Source organism: Methylobacterium sp. Leaf123, from assembly GCF_001423405.1.
In the GTDB taxonomy this organism is placed as follows: domain Bacteria; phylum Pseudomonadota; class Alphaproteobacteria; order Rhizobiales; family Beijerinckiaceae; genus Methylobacterium.
Genome location: NZ_LMNS01000012.1, coordinates 383,993 through 400,582, shown reverse-complemented (window position 1 = coordinate 400,582; position 16,590 = coordinate 383,993). Strand labels below are relative to the sequence as shown.

Genomic DNA, 16,590 nt, shown 5'->3' with positions numbered 1-16,590 from the left:
GGGTCCGAGCAGGTCCACGCTGCGTGAGTTTAAGATATGCTTACTTGGGCGGAACGACTGGCCTTCTGGAACCAATACGAGATCCTGAAGCATCTCGCCCCAGAAAACGCCGGAGATTACACAACAAGCTAGGAAATACTTTCTCACGGCTATGGGCAGTATTGCTCCGAACTCAATCCATCGATTTACAAGGAGACAACTGCCAAGTAAGTATCACGCGGAGTGGAGGAAATACTGAACGTATTTCGTGCAATTAAATTTTCAAGCATTAAGCTGGGCTATAAGCCCAAGAGCCCGTCTGCTGAGTTCGAGGGGTTCGATGCCAACGACGACGGCGGCCAGTATGCCTTCGCTCGCTTCGTGCGCCGAACGCTCGGCAAGTGGGATGAGTTGAAGGATTGCCCGGACAACTCTCACAGCAGCGTGTCGCTCCCGCACTATCGGGCGATGCTCCGGACGTGGCGCCGACTCGGCGGCAAGCTCGAGCTGACCGAAGCAGAAATCGAGATCGCCGAGGCGCGGTAAAGCGCGCTTCGGTCCAGACGCGCGAAAAGTCCCGCCCAGCCGGAGCCGGACGGGCAAGCAGTACCACGAAGGATCGGCAGTCGTGTCCAAGCCCAAGTCCGACCTGAAACTTCGCGAGCGAGCGAAAGAGCATCTTGAGCAAGCCAAATCGCTGTTAGCATCGCCCACAGAAACAAATATATGCTACGCCGCCCTCGAATTGCGTTTATGTATAGAATGTCTAGCATACAGGCTTCTTGAATTATATAAGCCACAATCTTCTTTCGAAGCTATAAGTAAGTGGCAGCCGGATAAAATGCTTAAAGAGCTCGTTGCGGTGGCGGGAGGAGTGACAAGCGATCTTGTGATCAAGATAGACTTCCCTGGAGCCGAGACTGTAGAGGCCACGGAGAAGCGCCCGGATGTCAAATGGGTAAGAAGCAATTGGCAAGCGCTTGGAAGTTTTTTGCACACACCTACTATTCATCAGATGTCCAAAGGCCGCAAGAAAGACAGCGCGGATGCTGAGGCACGGCTGCAAGCGATAATCGAAGAGTTGGACCGAATTTTCTCATCTGAGATTTTTGATATCGTTCTGGAGTTTGGCACCGCATGGCCTTGCAGCTGCGGTTTTATGATTAATCGATCTCCTCATTGGCTCGCGTCAAACAATCGAACATCATGCTCGGAATGCGGCACAGAGTACGAAGTATATGCGGCCGACAACGAAATAAGATACAGACCTATTGTTATTGATTGGCTGTGCTCAGAATGCGGCACAAAAAATGAAATCCCAATTCACAAAATCAAGTCTAATGCCGAATGCAAATGCTCATTTTGCGGAACTAATTACAAGTTAAAGGAGCAGTTCAGAATTACAAAAAAAACTTAGATATTCTGCTTATTCAGATGACAGGCGAACAAAATTGAGACTATGGTGTTGCCTCAAAGTTGCGCTCCGTCCATGCCCGACCCATCCGCAGTTGGATAAGGCAAGGATTGCGGACGGTGGCGGTCAGACGTCCATCTGTCGAGCGGTCGAGACATTCACGTCGCTGAACAGGTCCGTCCTCTCGTGCAAAGTCTTGAGGCTGGGCAGGGTGTTCTCGAAGCGGACAGTGAGCTTGCCGCGGGGCGCCTTGGGCGCCCCGGTTAGCATCGAGCGGATCTTGCCGTCCGGCATCCGCATTAGCCAGTCGCCGATGTCGACGCCCTTCTTGACGTTGAGGCCCGTTGTCCGGCCGGAGTCGCGCCGGGTCCGCCAGCGCTGGAACGGCGCGGCCACGCAGGCCTCTTAAGTGAGATCGGCGGCGCCTGAGGTTGCCACACCCACGACGGTCCCAAAGTTCTAGAAGAGCGTTTATATGCTCGACAGCGCGCCACAGAATGCGCTGCCCCGCAATAGCGCCGCGAAGGATGTGGTAGCTCCGCCTATGCCCACTGCTCCGGGATGTGCGTCGAGATCCCAGCAACGGCGATGATGGTGTGCTGCGCGACGGCGCCGACAGTGGAAAACCGGGCGCCGTCAGTCGGGAGTCGGGAAGGCGCGCCGATGGTTCAGCAGTTCCAGTAAGCGGCGCTCGTAACGCCTCTCGTTCGACAATTACTCAGACGAGCGGCGGCGGGTACGCCAGCCCGTTCGAAGGGTCGAGACGGGTGCCGATTCCGTCGGGCCAGCGGTGGGCGATCTCGGTCCAAGCCGTGCCGCGGTTGATCTGGGCGATTTGCACGAAGCCGCCGACTTGGCAGGTGCCGTTCGCTTCGTCGCCATGGATCGGGATGCGCTGCTGCCGGCCGGCGCAGATGATCCGCACCGCGATCTCGGCGCAGCCCATGCCCTGTTCGCCGAGCGGTCGGTCTGGGTCCAAGCCGGCGGCGGCGCACGCCTCGCGGCCATAGCCGGGTGTCCATGCCGTCGCGAGGGCGGGGGTCAGTTCCCAAGCCTTGTAGGGCTCCTGCAACCCGCCCGGCTCCCATGGCTCGGAGTTGAGCCAGTAGGTTTCCCACTGCTGCCGGGCCTCGGAAAACCCGCCGATCAGCATGGCGAAGGCGCGGCTGTAGCCATAGTCGTTGTCAGCGGCGAGCCAAGCGTTGGCTGTCAGATCCACGATCCGAGCGAGCACGCCGTCGAAGTCCATCGCCTCGCCCAGGCCGGCCCGCAGCGCGACATGGTAGAACCACGGACCCTGAAGCGTGACGACACAATTCTTCTCCGGCATCAGCACCAGCTTGGAGACCACGGCCGTCAAGGCGCCGTCACGGCCGTACAAGGCGCCGTCCGACGCGGCGACGATGCCGTCCGGCATCCGGGCCATGAAGATCGCCGTCATGCCGGCAACTCCCCACAGCCCTGCGGCGTGCCGCACACGCCACCCGGCGGCATCGACATGCCGACGATGCCGCCATCGGCGTGGCCAAACGGGCCAGTTTTAAAGAAATCGAGCACGGAGGCGGCCGAGCCGCCGCTCGCGCCGGCGCCGGTTGCGCCGAAAAGGCTCGCCAGAAGCCCACCGCCCGTCCCGCGCTTGCCGAACAGCGAGTCCGTCAGGCTGTCGGCCGCGATGTCGAGCACACGCTGCTTCATCCGGTCAAAGCTGTTGTTCAGGATGTCGGCAACGCTCCGGGCCTCGCCGAGGTCCCGCACCAGCGAGCGCACGCCGTCCGAACCGACGTTGCGGAAGTCGTCCACGTCGCGCATGCGCTCGCGGATCTCCTCGTTCCGCTTGGCTGCCTCGCCGGCCCGGTTGGCGTATTCGGTGATCTCCCGCGTCAGCTCGGGCGTCGCGTCCCGGCCGGCGCGCTGGGCGGCGGTCAGTAGCTCCTGCTGGACGCGGAAGCGCTCCACCTCTGCCGCCCCCATGCCGAAGGTCGTCGCCTGCTCCGCGATGCGGCGGGTGCGGTCCTCTGTCGAGCGGATGGCGCGGTCATAGTCGTCCTTGCTCTCGCGCTCCGACTTCCCTCGACCGCCCTTCTTCGACTCCTCCTCGATCCGCGCGAGCACCCCGGCCCGGCTGATCTGCTCTCCGGCATCGAGGGCCGTCAGGGGTTTGCCAGCGAGATCGAACGCCTTCTGCCGTTCGGCCACAGCCGACTTTTGCTCCGCGGTCGTGGCCTTCAGCGCGTCGAGGCGAAGCTGATCCTGGCGGCGGGCAAGCTCGGTGCTGGAAATCAGCTTGCCGTTGGCGTCCGTCATCGTGTCGATGGCGTTCTTGTACGCATCCTTGGCGCGCTCGACTGCGCTCTCATCGAAGAGCTTCGACCGAGCGGCCGGGTCCTTCAGAGCCGCGTCCAGATCGCTGTACTTTTTCCTGATCTCGCTGAGCTGCGCGGCCCGAGGGTCGAGAGCCTTAGCAAGGGCGCCCGCGGTGGCCGATGCCGACTTAGCCGCCTCCTCGGCAGCGTCGCGGGTAGCCTTCTGGGCCTCGTCAGTCAGCCGCTTCCGGGCCGTCGCGAGCTGCTTCGTCAGCTCCTCGGTCTCGAAGCCGAGTGGATCGTTGATCCGGCGGCTGCGGTCGGCCAGCCGAGCCTCCAATCGCTTCACTTCCTTCGCCGCGCCTTCGGGCACGGCGCCGAGCGAGACGCCCGCGATGCGCTTCGCGATCTCCCAATACCCGGCGGCGGCGGTGGCGGCCGTGTTCCAGGCCGCGGCCCATCCGGTCGTGGCCGTCGCGTTGGCGTCGATCGATGCCTTAAGCGCGTCGGCGAGGGTCTGCTGCGCGGCGCTCTTGTCCCCCTGCTCAAGTTGCGTCGCGATCAACTGGCGGGTGCGGTCATCGAGGGCGCCGATCTTACCCGACAGCTCCTCCGCGCCGCGCGCCGGGTCAGCGAACATGCGGGCGAGTTCGGCGGTCGCGGCCGGCACCTCCTGTCCGGTGATGCGGGCATATTCGGAGGTCGCTCGGGTGAGGTCCCCGATCACGGGGAGCGCAATCTGGCCGGTCGAGGCGTAGCCGGCGACGATCTCGCGCGCGGTCGAGGCCGAGACCTTGCCCGCCTCCGCATTCGCGCGGGCGAGCACGTCGAGCTGCGCGGCGCTGGCGCCGGTGGCGCGGCCGATGCCCTGCGTCGCCTTCTCCAGGGCTTCGCGCTCGTCGCCGGCCTGCTTGCCCGCGAGCAGAAAGGCCGCGCCCAGGCCAGCCACGGCCGCAGCGCCGACGCTCATGGGGGTCACGAGGGCCATCGCGCTCTCGCCAAGCGCTTTCAAGCCGCCCTTCAGCCCACCGTCACCGCCCGCGAGACCCTGTAGGATCTGCGGCCCCTGCTGAAACGCGACAGTGCCGATGCCCGCGCCAGAGCCGAGCGAGGCCACGACGTCGCCGCCCTGATACATCAGGTCTCGGCGCTGATAGTCGCTGAGCCCGCGGCGCGGTCCCGCCGGGTCGTTGTCGTTGCCGGTGCCATAGCGGCGCTCGGCCATGTCCCGCAGTCGCGTGGCGTAGGCGGTCGAGAACGATCCCGCCGCCTCACCTCGGCCGATCGCGGCGACGTCGCGCTCGAGTTGGCGGGTGTTCCGATACTCCTCGTCCAGGCGTGCGCGGACGCGCTCCACCTCGCGCAGAGTGGCCGGGCTCGGCGAGGGGCCGGAGGATGTGGGGACGGCGCCGGCCGCCGCGCCCTGTGCCTGCCTTGCAGCAGCGGCGGCTTCCTGCGCTTTCCGGGTGAGCCGGTCGGTGGCCGCGGTCGCCTGATCCGCCGCCGATGTGACGGAGCGGAACGCGGCCTCTCCCGAGCGCCCGGTCTCGTCCAGGGCCTGCTTGATCTCGGCCTTGCCTTCGACGCTCAGGCGGATGGCGATGTTCGCGGGCATGGGGCGGCCCTCCTATCGGCTCAGTCGGTCGGGCCGCACAGGGCGGGGGCGAACACGAGTGTTTCAAAGCGGTCGTAGAGGGCGGGGTGCGCCATAGCGGCGTCGATCGCCTCGGGCGACACGGGCAGCGGCTCGCCGGCCTCGTCGCCGATGCCCTCCCAGGCGACGACGACACGCCTGGCACAGCCGCGCACCATGGCCTCGCCTGCGGTCACCGACACGGCCGGGTCCGGCGCTTCCAACTCGGCGTTGGCGAGATAGATGCCGCGGGCCGCCTCGCGAGCGTGGAGCATGTCGAGCGCCGAGACTGTGCGCACCTCCATGCGGACACCGGGAAGCATCTCGATCCATTCGGTACCGGTGGGCGACAGTCTCAGCATGGTGCGGGCTTCTCACTGGTCTTCGGTTGCAGGGAGGGGAGCGCGTCAATCGCCGCGTCCCAGGCATCGTGGTCCACCACCTCGCCGGCCTCGTCCGCCAGGGCCGCCCAATCGGGATGGACGATGCGGCGATCAACCATGGCCTCGAAGGGCGAGACGCCGGGCCCGTCCGGCAGGCCGATCAAGCGGTCCGCGAGCGCCCAGAGGTGGATGCAGACAGCGGAGTCGAGGATCGCGGCAACCTGCATGGTGGCGCCGGCCTCGATCGCCACCTTGGCGGCGATGGCTCCGGCGTTGCCAACGAGCTCGGCCAACGCCGTGATCTCGACCACCTCGTCAGACCATTCCTCGATCGGCGGCGGCGGGGCCGGGCGCGGCACGGTGACGGGGCGAGCGGGCTTACCAGCCGGCCCGTTGGCCTTCGGGGTCGCTCGCGCCGGTCGATGCGTGGTGCCGCCACGGTAGTTCGCCGGACGCTGATCGAGGCCCCACTCGCTTGCCTCGACATCGACCTTGCCGTCCGCCGTCATCACGAGGTAGCCGGCCTGCTTCCAATCCGTGACGGCGTTCCGCGACACGCCGCGGCGGCGAGCGAAGGCCGCTTGGCTCAGAAATCGAGGCTCAGACTGGCCGGTCGCGTCGATTGTCACCCTGTCACCCTGTCATCTTGTAATCTGTCACCGGGTTCCACGACCCTGGCGCTAGGAAAGCTGGGGGCCCCGACCACCCGTATAGGTTTGGGGGTGCCAGGGTCCCCCGGGCGGTCACGCCGCCCCTCGCGGGGTGAGGCCCATCCGACGGATCTCACGCTCCATGCTGGCCATTGCGGTGGAGGCGGTGCCCTGCGCCGCGGGTGCGAGCCCCTGACGGGCGAGCTCGCGTTGCATGCTGGCGAAGAGCCGAGCGCGCATGTCGTCCGCGAGTAGGGTGGGCGGGCAGGCGCTCATGGCGGGCGCGGGAGAAGACGAAGGGACCGGCGTCGACGGACGAGGCGGTGCAGCCGGCGGCGGAGAGCCGGAGCCGGATGACCGGCTTGCCTCGTATGCCGCGATGCTGGAGGTAAGGCTGTCGAAGGCGCGCTGCTCGTCGTCGGTGAAGGAGCGGCTGCGCATGATGACCCGCTCCTGATCGAGGCGGGCGAGAGCGCTGCGGTATTCGTCGTCGGTACGGATGGTCATCGAAGCCTCGCTGAAGAAGGGGGACACCCGGAGCGCATGCCTGGCGAACCGCGCCCCGGGTGCCGTCGCCGGATGGCCGATCAACATCCGGCGATCTCTGATCAGGCGGCCTGCCGATCCTGCTCGGCCAGCCATGCGGCGCGGCGGCGGGCGGTCTCCCCCTCGACCCAGGCGCCCAGGTCGAACCCGAGGTCCGGCAGGTCGTTGATGTTCAGATTGTTCGACTGCGCTCGACGCCGCTCTCTCAAAGACGCGATGTTGTGCGGCTCGACCTTGGACGCGAAGCCGGCCGTGATCGCCTGCTGCGCGACCGGCGCCGGGATGGTCGACACGACCGAGTTGACGATCTCGGGTAGGTATCCCTCCTTGCGCGTGTAGCGGAACGCCGTGAGGACGAAGATCTCCTCCAGCGGCACCGAGGGGGCGAAGTCGGGCTCGGGGCGCTTGAACCGCGGCAGGTCCGTAGAAGCTTCACCAGCACGGACACGGGCCGCCAGCTCGCGCATCGGGTCAGTGAGTAGAGGCTTGGCGGGGGTCTCGCCGTGTGTCGCCTCGATGGGCTTGGCGCTGAGCCAGCCGAACCGCTCCCGGCGACCCGCCTCTGACACTTCCAGGCCAGGCAGCGTCGTCGCGATCATGTGGCCGGTCAGGTAGGCCGCGAGAGTTTCGGGGGCCTCCTGGTCGCGACGTCCCGGGTACTCGGTCTTGGCGAAATGCGGGGAGGCCGTGACGGTGATGGCTCCCGCGAGCGCTGCCTGCGCTGCTGCCAGGGCGGTCACGGCCTGACGGACCCGCTCGGCCGCAGCGTCGATCGCCTTGCCGTCACGCTCCAGGGCGGCGGCGGCGGCCTCGCGCTCGCCAGCAATGCGAGCGTCCTCGATCTTGTCCTCGGTGGCGCTGATCCGGCGCTCGACCTCGGCCAGGGCGTCAGCGATGCCGGCGGCCGTGCCCTCCACGTCGCGGCAGGCGCGTTCGGCATCGGCGGTGGCGGCGGTGTCGCTGCCCTCGATCAGCACCTCGCGGCGGCGGGCGACGGCCTCCTCCAATTCGACCGCGAGAGCGGTCTGCCGAGCCCGAAGGTTGTCGCGGGTGGTGAAGAGGCCGGACAGCTCGGCTTCGAGTGTGGCGGTGGCGGCGGGCTTCGGCTTCGGCATGGGGATCTCCTTGGCTTTTGAGGCGGGTGGGCGACGCCAGCGGCGGCTAGAAGATGCGGCGCACATGAGGCCGGTCGTCGGCCTTCAGCATGAGGTCGCAGCCCTCCCACGGCGCTGGCTGGCCGACGCGGGCCGGCGGCAGGTTGGTCCGCTTGGCGAGGCAGCCGAGATAGACGCCTGAGTCATGCTGAGCTGGGCGTGTGCGGGTCCGCATCTCGCGGCGGCGAGTCGGCCGATCGGGTGTTCCGTCGGGACCGGTGAGCGACATGCCGGGCGAATAGGGGGCATTAGTCTCCCGGCCCTGCTCATCGAAGTAGACGGCGTAACGCTCTTCCCGCTCGGGCTCGATGATGGCGGGATCACGCTGCCGCGCCACACGATCCGGGCCGTCGATGCCGGCAGCGGTCGCGAGCTCGTCCGCCCGCTTCCAGTCTGCCAAGAAGGCGGCGATGATGCCGGCCGGTGCCTCGTACTCCTCGGCCAACCTCGCGAGGATGCGCTCGACCTCGGTCCGCGCCTCGGCCTGTTGCCGGGCCCGCGCCTCTGCGGCTTCTCGCTCCTCGGCCTGTGCGACAGCCTGAACGAGAGCCGGGCGCTTGAGGTCGAAGCGCTCGATCGCGCGGCGGACCCGCTGCATCTCCGCGTCGTGCGCCTCGGCCTCCGCGTCGTCGTCCGTCAGGAGAACGGCGTTGCGTCCCACCTCCATCTCTACGATGCGGGTTGCGTTCCGCTCCCGCTCGGTATCGAGGGCGGCCAGATCCTCGCGAAGCTGAATGCTCGACTTGCCACCGGTGACGAGGATTGCCGGTGGCAGCGCGACGGTCAGTTCCGGGCGAGCGACCGGAGGACCGTCCCCGACCGGCTGCGCTTCGGGGACACCCGCTCTGGCGAGATTTGACTTCGGCATAGTGGCTCCGCTCAGCGCAGGGCGATGCGGCCCGCCGGGAAGGCGGGTCGATGAAGATTGGGAAGGGGGCGAATGTGCGTGCCGTCCATGAGGAGACGGCCCTGCAACGCACCACGCAGGTAATCGGCGACGCTGATGCCGCGAGCGGCGGCTGTCCGACGGATGGCGTCAGCCATATCCTCGGTCACGGCGGCGCTGACGCGCTCAGCAAGGGTGATGTGGAGCGTCATGCCCGCGAGGTTGGCGCATTTCAGCGCCCGGCGGGACTGTACAAAACATGACGAAAAACATGACAAACATGACAAACGGCGCCGGCAAGACGGATTCCGACCGCGTAACCCTCGCCCCCTATCCTCCAATCCGAGCGCCGTCGAAGTACACCGCCGCAGCGGAGGTGAAGCTGCCGGCTGACCAACGAGGAGCAAAGAGCGTGACCAAGGATGAGGCCGAACGGACTATTCGCCATCTCTGTAGAGTATATGCCAAAAATAACGGCATCATTGTGCCATCGCCAAATTACATAAGCTGGCACGATTTCAAGAACTTGCTATCCGATCATGAATATTCGCATTACCTCAAATTCCGCTGCCGCCTCGGAGCGGATGAGACGGCCGAAAACTGGTTCGACGAGGAGTTCAAGCAGGCGGGTGGGCAGTAGCCGGCCTACACCGCTCACACATCGTCGATCGATCTTGGATTGGCGGACGCGGCAAGACCGGCCACCCCTTCCTCTTGATCTCCCCAAGCGTCCCGACGTCGCGTGCGAGCTCGGCATCATGCGCAACGCGCGTACCAAGGCAACTTCTGTGACCTAAGCTTTTCCAAGCCTTTGGTTGAACTGGAGCGGTGCGACGCGTGTTATGGTTGCATGCGCTAAGACTGTACGGCAGGCATCAATCAAACTATCGCGTTCATCATGTTCGATGCCACTTCCGACGACATAGCGCGCCTCAACGACGTCGACCTACGTGAGCTCGTCGCGCGATTGTGTGAGGCCGAGCTGGCAAGCCGAGACCTATCGCCCGTCCACGTCACATGGGGCGGCAGTCAGACCGCCGCGGATGGCGGCTTAGACGTACGCGTTGCATTGCCGGCGGGCACGAGCATCGATGGCTTCATTCCTAGAACTTCCACCGGCTTCCAAGTCAAAACGCCAGATATGCCGAGAGCCGCTATCATAGCCGAGATGCGCCCAACGGGTGTGGTCCGGCCGGTAATTCAGGAACTCGCTGACGAGGCCGGCGCTTACATCATTGTCAGCTCGCAGGGTTCAACGGCGGATCGGGCTCTTCGAAACCGACAAAGCGCGTTGCAGGAAGCGGTGGCAGATGTTCCCAATGCCAGTCAGCTGCGCACAGACTTCTATGACCGCACTCGCTTGGCAACCTGGGTCCGGCGCCATCCTGGGCTGATCACCTGGGTAAAAGAGAAGATCGGTCAGGCACTCGTAGGCTGGCGCCCCTACGGCCCCTGGAGCGGTGCGGCAGAGGCCGTTGAGGCTGAGTACCTCACCGATGAGAAGCTGCGTCTGCACATAGGCAAACACCGTGACACGCCCGGCCGGCCGGTCGCCGAGGCGATTGATGACTTGCGTGACGAACTCACTTTGCCCGGCAAGATGGTGCGCTTAGTCGGCCTCTCTGGCGTAGGGAAGACACGCCTCGTTCAAGCATTATTCGATCCCCGTATCGGGACACGCCCAATTGACCCGTCGCTCGCCGTTTATACCAACCTTTCAGACAATCCAGATCCACAGCCAACGGGCCTCGCTTCAGACCTAATTGCAAGCCGCACGCGCGCAGTAATTGTCGTCGATAACTGTCCGCCAGACCTTCATAGAAGGCTGTCAGAACTATGCAGCGCTTCCGCGAGTACGGTGAGCGTCGTTACGGTCGAGTACGATGTACGCGATGATCAGCCAGAGGGGACACAGGTTGTCACTCTCGACACAGCTTCACCAGATCTAATCGAAAAACTCATCCGACGTCGCTACTCACACCTCTCAGAAGTTGACGCCCGGACCATTGCCGAGGCGTCTGGAGGAAACGCCCGCATCGCAATAGCCCTTGCCGGGACAGTCGAGAGTTCGGAAACCGTCGCTGGTCTGTCTGATGATGATCTTTTCCAGCGCCTCTTTCGTCAGCGGCATGAGCCAGACAACGTCTTGCTCCGTGCTGCCCAAGCTTGCTCGCTGGTGTACTCCTTTCAAGGTGTAGACGTTGTTGGAGACGATGCAGAGTTACCGCAGCTGGCAATGCTTGCCGACCTCAAGCCGTCGGAGCTTTATCGGCAGATCAGCGAACTGATCCGGCGAGACTTAGTTCAGCAGCGTAGCTCATGGCGGGCGGTGCTGCCGCACGCGGTTGCTAATCGTCTTGCAGCGCGCGCTCTTGAGGAAACCCCTTATGATCTGATCGACAAATTGCTTGTGACTGGCGGAACGCCTCGCCTTGCTCGATCATTTTCCCGGCGACTTTCATTCCTTCACGAGCATCATCAAGCAATTGCCGTTGTGAGTCGATGGCTCGCCGAAGATGGTCTGCTAGGTGATGTAGCTAGCTTGAATACACTCGGACAAGAAATGTTCGAGAATGTCGCCCCAGTCCAACCTACAGCAGCGCTTTCTGCCCTTGCCCGTGTTGATACCGGTGACGTCACGGCCTCCGCTGTAGTATGGCGGAGATACCAATCATTATTGCACTCTCTGGCTTACGACCGAGATTTGTTTGATCTGAGTGCCGATTTGCTAGCGCGAGCAGTGATACACGGCGATCGAGATCATGATACGAAAAGTATTTCAGATACATTTGCTTCGCTGTTCACGATCTATCTCTCAGGGACGCACGCGACTGTTGACCAGAGGGTGAGTGTGTTAGAGCGCCTGCTCCAAACAGGCAAGTCTAAACAGCAATCACTTGCCCTATCTGCTCTGCGAGAGATGTTAAAAACCACGCATTTCAGCTCATGTCACCGCTTCAATTTTGGAGCCCGTCCAAGAAACTACGGATTTAGACCTAAAACGAGGGAAGACATACGGTATTGGTACGGGGCGGCGATATCGCTGATCGAGCGCTTCGCATCAACCGAAAACCCACTCAGCCAAGAACTGCGGGACCTGCTGGCAGTGAACTTCCGTGGTCTATGGTCCTCGGCTGGCATGTTTGATGAACTTGAAAATTTGGCTCGCCGGATCGCAGCAGATGGATTCTGGCGCGAAGGATGGGCGGCGTGCCGCCAGACGATGAGTTTCGACAAAGATCAACTTAGTCCGGCCGCTTATTCCCGATTGTCCAATCTAGAAGATCAGTTAAAACCTTCTAATATTGTAGAACGAGTTCGCGCCGTTGTGCTTGGAGATAGATTTGGGGGTCTAGATCTTGAAGATTTCGACGATACCGCCGACTACATGAGCCGGCACGAACGACGAGAGGCATTAGCCCGCGAGCTTGGCGCAGCGGTCGCGATAGATAATGCGGCGTTTGCAGCCCTACTTCCCGGCCTTCTACGAGGCGGGGTTAGGACGTGGTCATTCGGTTGCGGGCTTGCGAGCGCTGCCGCCGATCATATTGCGATGTGGGCTAGCTTCGTTAGTGGTCTTGATCACGTTCCTCTGGAGCAACGCGATGTGCAAATACTTAAAGGTTACATCTTCGAAATCTGGAATTGCGATCAGTGCTTGGCTCACGAGCTTCTAGAACGGGCACTTTGTCACCCTGCTTTAATGCCATTTGTTCCGTTTCTGCATACAGCCATTCGGATCGATAGCCAGGCTCTCAGCCGACTAAAGCGGATTTTGGGCGAAAGTGCTGTTCCAGTCGGAATGTATCGTTGCCTCGCATTCGCGCAAGCAGTAGATCATCTGGACGGCGGCGATTTTAGAGACCTGATCTTGTTGATAGCTGATAAGCCTGAAGGGTTCGATGTCGCGTTGAAAATTCTTTATATGCGTTTATTTTCAGATCGCTCGGCCGCTAGACACCATGATCCGAAAGTCGTCCAAGCTGGCGCTGAAATGTTGCGTCGCTTAGTATTTCGAAGAAACAACCAACGCGAGGCATACGAGCTTGCTGAGGTTGCCGAGGCTTGTCTCAGCGGAAATGATGGGGCGTCTCTCGCTGCTGATGTTGTGCGCAGGTTGAGACAGGCCGTTTCAGATTATGAAACTTATGAATTTGACAATTCCGATCTTCTGAGGGGCCTTATACGCGCTCAGCCAATAGCTGTTCTTGATGCGCTTTTTGAGGAAAGCGCAGGCGACGACAGGAATAGTATAAGAATTTTCGGCCGGATTCATGAGCATCAGTCGAATCCTGCAGACGAAATCTCGCAGGCCGACTTGATTGGGTGGTGTCGCGTAGAGCAGCAAAGACGCTTCCCAATCGCAGCTTCCTTCGTCACATTTGCATCTCATCCTGACGGAGACAAGCCTCTTGCATGGTCGCCTCAAGCGACTTCTCTGCTGGTGCATTCTCCAAATCCAATGGATGTCCTGAATGTATTCATCCGCCGCTTTAGGCCTAGCAGCTGGAGCGGCTCACTTGCTGCACTCATTGAAGCGAACTCGCTCTTACTCGACATGCTTCCTGCCATTGCTCAATCAAAGGAACTCGATGACTTAGTTTCCGTTGCCAAGAGGCGGCTTGCGGAAGAGGTTGCTGCGGAGCGGCGGCGTGAGACGGCTGAGGATAGGGAGCGAGACGAACGTTTCGAATAATCAACTCCGCTAGTCGGTCGCATCGCCGCCGTAGGTCAGCGGCACCAGCGCCCCAGCGCGGAGCGGGTTGCTTTCAGGCATAGCCAGATCCTCGTCTCGGTGCGTCGGTGGGTGTGTCGCAGGTGCGTCGGCGCCGTTGCGCGCGGCCGGCATTCTCGGGCCGCCTCAGGCGCTTGGCTGGGCCCGAGGTGCGTCGATTTCCAGACGGGGCCGCGTCACGCGCTGTCACACCTGTCACGCGTTACGAAGCGTGACGGGCCCGTCCCCGAATGTCCTCGGGACAAGCGGCGTGTCCTCGGGACAGCGGGGGGACGCGGAAACCGAACGGGTATCCCGGAGGAAACCGATCGCTTTGCTTGCCTCGTGCCTTTCCAGGGACTTGAGGGCGCCGCCCGGCTACCGCCGTTTCGGTGCCTATGAAGCGGCGCTTGGTCCAGGCCCTTACGGATCAGAGGCTTGGCCCGACGGCTTCCCGCAAAACATCGGATTTCCCGAGATTTCCACGACCGCGCCCACGATGGCGCACCCTCGTTGCGAACCTCGACGTTGGGCGTCGCGGTTTCGGCTCAAGCTGAGCCAAAACGCTGCGAGACCGAGCCATCGAAATTCAGAAAGCCGGGCCGCCGGTGGGCCTGTACAAGGCCGCATTTGGGCCTGTTGGTGGGGTTCGTAAGGCCGCCGGTGGGCCTACAGGGTAAGGCCGTATTTGGGCCTACTATCTATATCTCCGAGTTGGTGCCCCTTGGTGGTGCGGGCTCGGGGTGCCTGCGCAGCCTTGGCGACAGCGGCGATCGCGGCCTCATCCGTTCCGATTGCCCGCCATTCGTGCGTCGGCTCCGGGCTGCGGTCGCGGCCGTTGAGGTAGGTGAGCCGGTAGAGGCTCGGACGGCGGAACTCGGCGGCCGACGGGCGACCGGCCTGCGTGACTTCGAGGAACCCGAGAGCGACGCACTCGCGGATCGCGCTGGGGATCGACGTGCGACGCATTCCGTCGGATGTGAAGTCGGCATAGGTGCAGGCGAGAGCCCCGTTGGCCGCGCCGCCGTGCTCCATGTGCTCAAGCTCGAGCCGGGCCAGGATGCGCCGCCCTTCGTCCGATAGAGCCCTCCACGCGGGCGAGCGGCGGAGTTCCAGGGGGTGGGCCACGAAGGCGCCGACGATCGCGCCTTTGCGCGTGGCCCGGCTCATGCTGCGCCCCCGCAGGTGACGAGGTGGCGCGCGATCTCGCACCGGATGGCAGTTTCCAGGGCCGCGACCTGGCGCGCGACCTCGGCGGCCTCGATGCCCTTCTTCGTCAGCGTGTCGCCCTGCAGGCGCAGGAGGTAGGCAAGGTGCTTCTCGGCCTCACGCTTCGGCATGTCGGCGAGCCGGGCACCCTGCTTGCGGATCAACCCGCGGCGGCGCGCGAGGGGATAGGCGAGGATCTGGGACACGGGCTCTCCTCTGTCCGCAGATGTCACGTGACGACACGTGACTTCACGTGACGCGGCGACCGATCGCCGATCGTCAGATTTGGCCGCTGGCGGGCGTTTTCGTCTTCGACGGCGCTCGGTGGCTCCGAGACTCGCGGCGCCCTGTGGCTGCGCCCGTGAGGGGACCGGGCTACGGCAACAGGTCGGCGGCGGCATCGAGGTCCGCGTCGAACCACGCCGCAAGCTCGCAATCCATGGCCCGGTCTATGTCGTCGTCCGTCGCAACCGCGATGGTGGCGCGGGCGCCGTCCTGGCACCGGACCACGGTGAGGATACGGGGGAAGCCGAGGCGGACCAGCCGGAAGGCCGCGGCCTCCTCCGGTGTTGCCGGCCGGATGCGGTGCGTGTCTTCGGGATGCGCGCCGAACCACAGCGCATCGACGGAACCCAGAGTTGGCATAGGATCTCCGCAGGGTTGTCGCAGCTCAAGCGCTCAGCGCGGCGCGCGGGACGTACCAGTGGCCGCGCACCTTGAAGCCGGCGCCGCGGCGGGCGCGTTGGCGCGCGCTGTCCTTCGAGATCGCCCAGGCTTGCGCCGCGACGGCCAAAGGTACGGCGTCAAACACGTTGGGCGCCGGTTCTGGCTCCTCGCCTGTCAGGGCGGCACGAAGGGCCTGCGCGGCCCGCTCGGCTGCATCCAGTGCCGCAAGGCAGGCTGCGCGCTGTTCAGGGGACACGGGAGGCCGGCAGTATGCCGCCAAGGGCCAGAAACCCAGCCGTCGCCACCTCCGTGAGATGCGGGTGCTCTGTCCGGTCTGCGAAGCGGATCGATCCGGACTTGCGCTCGCATCGAGGAAGAACTGCCTGAGGTCGCCCTAGGCCGTCGATCCGCAAGACGCACCCCGTCACGCGAAGGGGACCGATGACGCACGCAAACCGAGCCACGATGCCCGCGCCCCGATCGCCTTCACCCTCGGCGAGACTAAGGCCGGTTATACGGATCTCAGCCATGGGCCCGCCCCTCCGCAATGTCATCGGCGCGCTGGATCTCGATCGCGATCCGAAAGCCGCGCTCGATCTCGTTGGCCGAGATCTCGGGCCAGCGGGTGATGATTGTCTCGACCCACACCTCAGGGCCGTCTTCCTGTTGGATGCCCTCACCCTTGATGAGCATCTGCGCGACGGCTGCGGAAAGATCAGCCATTGGCCTTGTCCTCCCGGCCGGCGGCCTCGCGCTCGGCGAGCCACACGTTGAGGGTCGACTCGCGTGAGCAGATCGTGCCTTCGAGCCGGAAGGCTGGGATGAGGCCGGTATCGATCCGGTGACGACACTGGCGCTCCCGCATCCTCAGAAAGGCAGCGATTGCCGGGACGCCGTAGAGCAGGTCGGATTGGGGCTTCGAGGGTTCAGACATGGCGCAGAGTTCCTGTTGCATCCTTGTCGCAATTTTGTTGCGCGGAGCGGCGGGAAAGGGACGGATGGCTCCCCCTAACGGGTTGGAAGGATTGGTAATTTTCGGAAATGGGTGGCGCC

At 63.6% G+C, this 16,590-nt stretch carries 19 protein-coding genes; 4 read left to right on the top strand and 15 right to left on the bottom strand.

Going from position 1 to position 16,590, the window contains the following annotated elements; all coding sequences use genetic code 11:
• Nucleotides 1–222: 222 nt before the first annotated feature.
• The gene (locus ASF53_RS11565; protein ID WP_056198044.1) at nucleotides 223–525 is read left to right on the top strand and encodes a YfbU family protein; all 303 of its coding nucleotides are present in this window, start codon (nucleotides 223–225) and stop codon (nucleotides 523–525) included.
• A gap of 82 nt (nucleotides 526–607) precedes the next feature.
• Complete coding sequence (locus ASF53_RS25705; protein WP_156635508.1) at nucleotides 608–1,396, top strand: hypothetical protein; 789 nt, start codon at nucleotides 608–610, stop codon at nucleotides 1,394–1,396.
• A gap of 123 nt (nucleotides 1,397–1,519) precedes the next feature.
• Here ASF53_RS25705 and ASF53_RS11560 read toward each other — a convergent pair whose 3' ends face one another.
• From ASF53_RS11560 to ASF53_RS11520, 9 genes are all read right to left on the bottom strand, one after another.
• Nucleotides 1,520–1,789, bottom strand: coding sequence for a hypothetical protein (locus ASF53_RS11560; RefSeq protein WP_056198042.1), 270 nt, complete (start codon nucleotides 1,787–1,789; stop codon nucleotides 1,520–1,522).
• 322 nt (nucleotides 1,790–2,111) lie between these two features.
• On the bottom strand, nucleotides 2,112–2,834 hold the full coding sequence (locus tag ASF53_RS26655) for a hypothetical protein (protein ID WP_056198041.1): 723 nt from the start codon (nucleotides 2,832–2,834) through the stop codon (nucleotides 2,112–2,114).
• The gene (locus ASF53_RS11550) at nucleotides 2,831–5,053 is read right to left on the bottom strand and encodes a phage tail length tape measure family protein (RefSeq protein ID WP_162242228.1); all 2,223 of its coding nucleotides are present in this window, start codon (nucleotides 5,051–5,053) and stop codon (nucleotides 2,831–2,833) included. The genes ASF53_RS26655 and ASF53_RS11550 overlap by 4 nt, the downstream gene beginning before the upstream one ends.
• A 278-nt stretch (nucleotides 5,054–5,331) precedes the next feature.
• Nucleotides 5,332–5,691, bottom strand: coding sequence for a hypothetical protein (locus ASF53_RS11545; RefSeq protein ID WP_056198037.1), 360 nt, complete (start codon nucleotides 5,689–5,691; stop codon nucleotides 5,332–5,334).
• Nucleotides 5,685–6,341, bottom strand: coding sequence for a hypothetical protein (locus ASF53_RS11540; RefSeq protein ID WP_156635506.1), 657 nt, complete (start codon nucleotides 6,339–6,341; stop codon nucleotides 5,685–5,687). The genes ASF53_RS11545 and ASF53_RS11540 overlap by 7 nt, the downstream gene beginning before the upstream one ends.
• A gap of 114 nt (nucleotides 6,342–6,455) precedes the next feature.
• Nucleotides 6,456–6,869 carry a hypothetical protein gene (locus tag ASF53_RS11535; RefSeq protein WP_156635504.1) on the bottom strand — a complete coding sequence of 138 codons (414 nt, stop codon included), beginning with the start codon at nucleotides 6,867–6,869 and terminating at the stop codon, nucleotides 6,456–6,458.
• Nucleotides 6,870–6,970: 101 nt separating this feature from the next.
• Nucleotides 6,971–8,023 (bottom strand): hypothetical protein, encoded by a 1,053-nt coding sequence (locus tag ASF53_RS11530; RefSeq protein ID WP_056198030.1) that lies wholly within the window; start codon nucleotides 8,021–8,023, stop codon nucleotides 6,971–6,973.
• Between the two features lie 46 nt (nucleotides 8,024–8,069).
• A complete protein-coding gene (locus tag ASF53_RS11525) occupies nucleotides 8,070–8,930 on the bottom strand; it encodes a hypothetical protein (protein WP_056198028.1) in 861 nt (286 codons plus the stop codon).
• Nucleotides 8,931–8,941: 11 nt separating this feature from the next.
• Nucleotides 8,942–9,160, bottom strand: coding sequence for a ribbon-helix-helix protein, CopG family (locus ASF53_RS11520; protein WP_056198027.1), 219 nt, complete (start codon nucleotides 9,158–9,160; stop codon nucleotides 8,942–8,944).
• 47 nt (nucleotides 9,161–9,207) lie between these two features.
• On the opposite strand from ASF53_RS11520, the gene ASF53_RS25700 reads away from it, so the two are divergent.
• On the top strand, nucleotides 9,208–9,588 hold the full coding sequence (locus tag ASF53_RS25700; protein WP_156635502.1) for a hypothetical protein: 381 nt from the start codon (nucleotides 9,208–9,210) through the stop codon (nucleotides 9,586–9,588).
• 327 nt (nucleotides 9,589–9,915) lie between these two features.
• Nucleotides 9,916–13,644 (top strand): exonuclease SbcCD subunit D C-terminal domain-containing protein, encoded by a 3,729-nt coding sequence (locus ASF53_RS25695; protein WP_156635500.1) that lies wholly within the window; start codon nucleotides 9,916–9,918, stop codon nucleotides 13,642–13,644.
• Between the two features lie 687 nt (nucleotides 13,645–14,331).
• On the opposite strand, the gene ASF53_RS11515 is transcribed toward ASF53_RS25695, so the two are convergent.
• From ASF53_RS11515 to ASF53_RS11495, 6 genes are all read right to left on the bottom strand, one after another.
• Nucleotides 14,332–14,832 (bottom strand): hypothetical protein, encoded by a 501-nt coding sequence (locus tag ASF53_RS11515; RefSeq protein WP_056198024.1) that lies wholly within the window; start codon nucleotides 14,830–14,832, stop codon nucleotides 14,332–14,334.
• Complete coding sequence (locus ASF53_RS11510) at nucleotides 14,829–15,077, bottom strand: DUF6074 family protein (protein WP_056198023.1); 249 nt, start codon at nucleotides 15,075–15,077, stop codon at nucleotides 14,829–14,831. Before ASF53_RS11510 ends, ASF53_RS11515 begins: the two co-directional genes overlap by 4 nt.
• Nucleotides 15,078–15,246: 169 nt before the next feature.
• A complete protein-coding gene (locus ASF53_RS11505) occupies nucleotides 15,247–15,516 on the bottom strand; it encodes a hypothetical protein (protein ID WP_056198021.1) in 270 nt (89 codons plus the stop codon).
• A 25-nt stretch (nucleotides 15,517–15,541) separates the two neighbouring features.
• Nucleotides 15,542–15,682, bottom strand: a complete 141-nt coding sequence (locus ASF53_RS25690) for a hypothetical protein (RefSeq protein WP_156635498.1) — start codon at nucleotides 15,680–15,682, stop codon at nucleotides 15,542–15,544.
• A gap of 377 nt (nucleotides 15,683–16,059) precedes the next feature.
• Nucleotides 16,060–16,260, bottom strand: a complete 201-nt coding sequence (locus ASF53_RS11500) for a hypothetical protein (RefSeq protein WP_056198019.1) — start codon at nucleotides 16,258–16,260, stop codon at nucleotides 16,060–16,062.
• Complete coding sequence (locus ASF53_RS11495; protein ID WP_056198017.1) at nucleotides 16,253–16,471, bottom strand: hypothetical protein; 219 nt, start codon at nucleotides 16,469–16,471, stop codon at nucleotides 16,253–16,255. Before ASF53_RS11495 ends, ASF53_RS11500 begins: the two co-directional genes overlap by 8 nt.
• Between the last annotated feature and the right edge of the window lie 119 nt (nucleotides 16,472–16,590).

Coding starts and splice junctions, on each gene's coding strand:
- ASF53_RS11515 (WP_056198024.1), bottom strand. CDS start 14,832: ATGAGCCGGGCCACGCGCAAAGGCGCGATCGTCGGCGCCTTCGTGGCC.
- ASF53_RS11500 (WP_056198019.1), bottom strand. CDS start 16,260: ATGGCTGATCTTTCCGCAGCCGTCGCGCAGATGCTCATCAAGGGTGAG.
- ASF53_RS25700 (WP_156635502.1), top strand. CDS start 9,208: ATGACGAAAAACATGACAAACATGACAAACGGCGCCGGCAAGACGGAT.
- ASF53_RS11545 (WP_056198037.1), bottom strand. CDS start 5,691: ATGCTGAGACTGTCGCCCACCGGTACCGAATGGATCGAGATGCTTCCC.
- ASF53_RS11535 (WP_156635504.1), bottom strand. CDS start 6,869: ATGACCATCCGTACCGACGACGAATACCGCAGCGCTCTCGCCCGCCTC.
- ASF53_RS11505 (WP_056198021.1), bottom strand. CDS start 15,516: ATGCCAACTCTGGGTTCCGTCGATGCGCTGTGGTTCGGCGCGCATCCC.
- ASF53_RS11520 (WP_056198027.1), bottom strand. CDS start 9,160: ATGACGCTCCACATCACCCTTGCTGAGCGCGTCAGCGCCGCCGTGACC.
- ASF53_RS11525 (WP_056198028.1), bottom strand. CDS start 8,930: ATGCCGAAGTCAAATCTCGCCAGAGCGGGTGTCCCCGAAGCGCAGCCG.
- ASF53_RS11530 (WP_056198030.1), bottom strand. CDS start 8,023: ATGCCGAAGCCGAAGCCCGCCGCCACCGCCACACTCGAAGCCGAGCTG.
- ASF53_RS11495 (WP_056198017.1), bottom strand. CDS start 16,471: ATGTCTGAACCCTCGAAGCCCCAATCCGACCTGCTCTACGGCGTCCCG.
- ASF53_RS26655 (WP_056198041.1), bottom strand. CDS start 2,834: ATGACGGCGATCTTCATGGCCCGGATGCCGGACGGCATCGTCGCCGCG.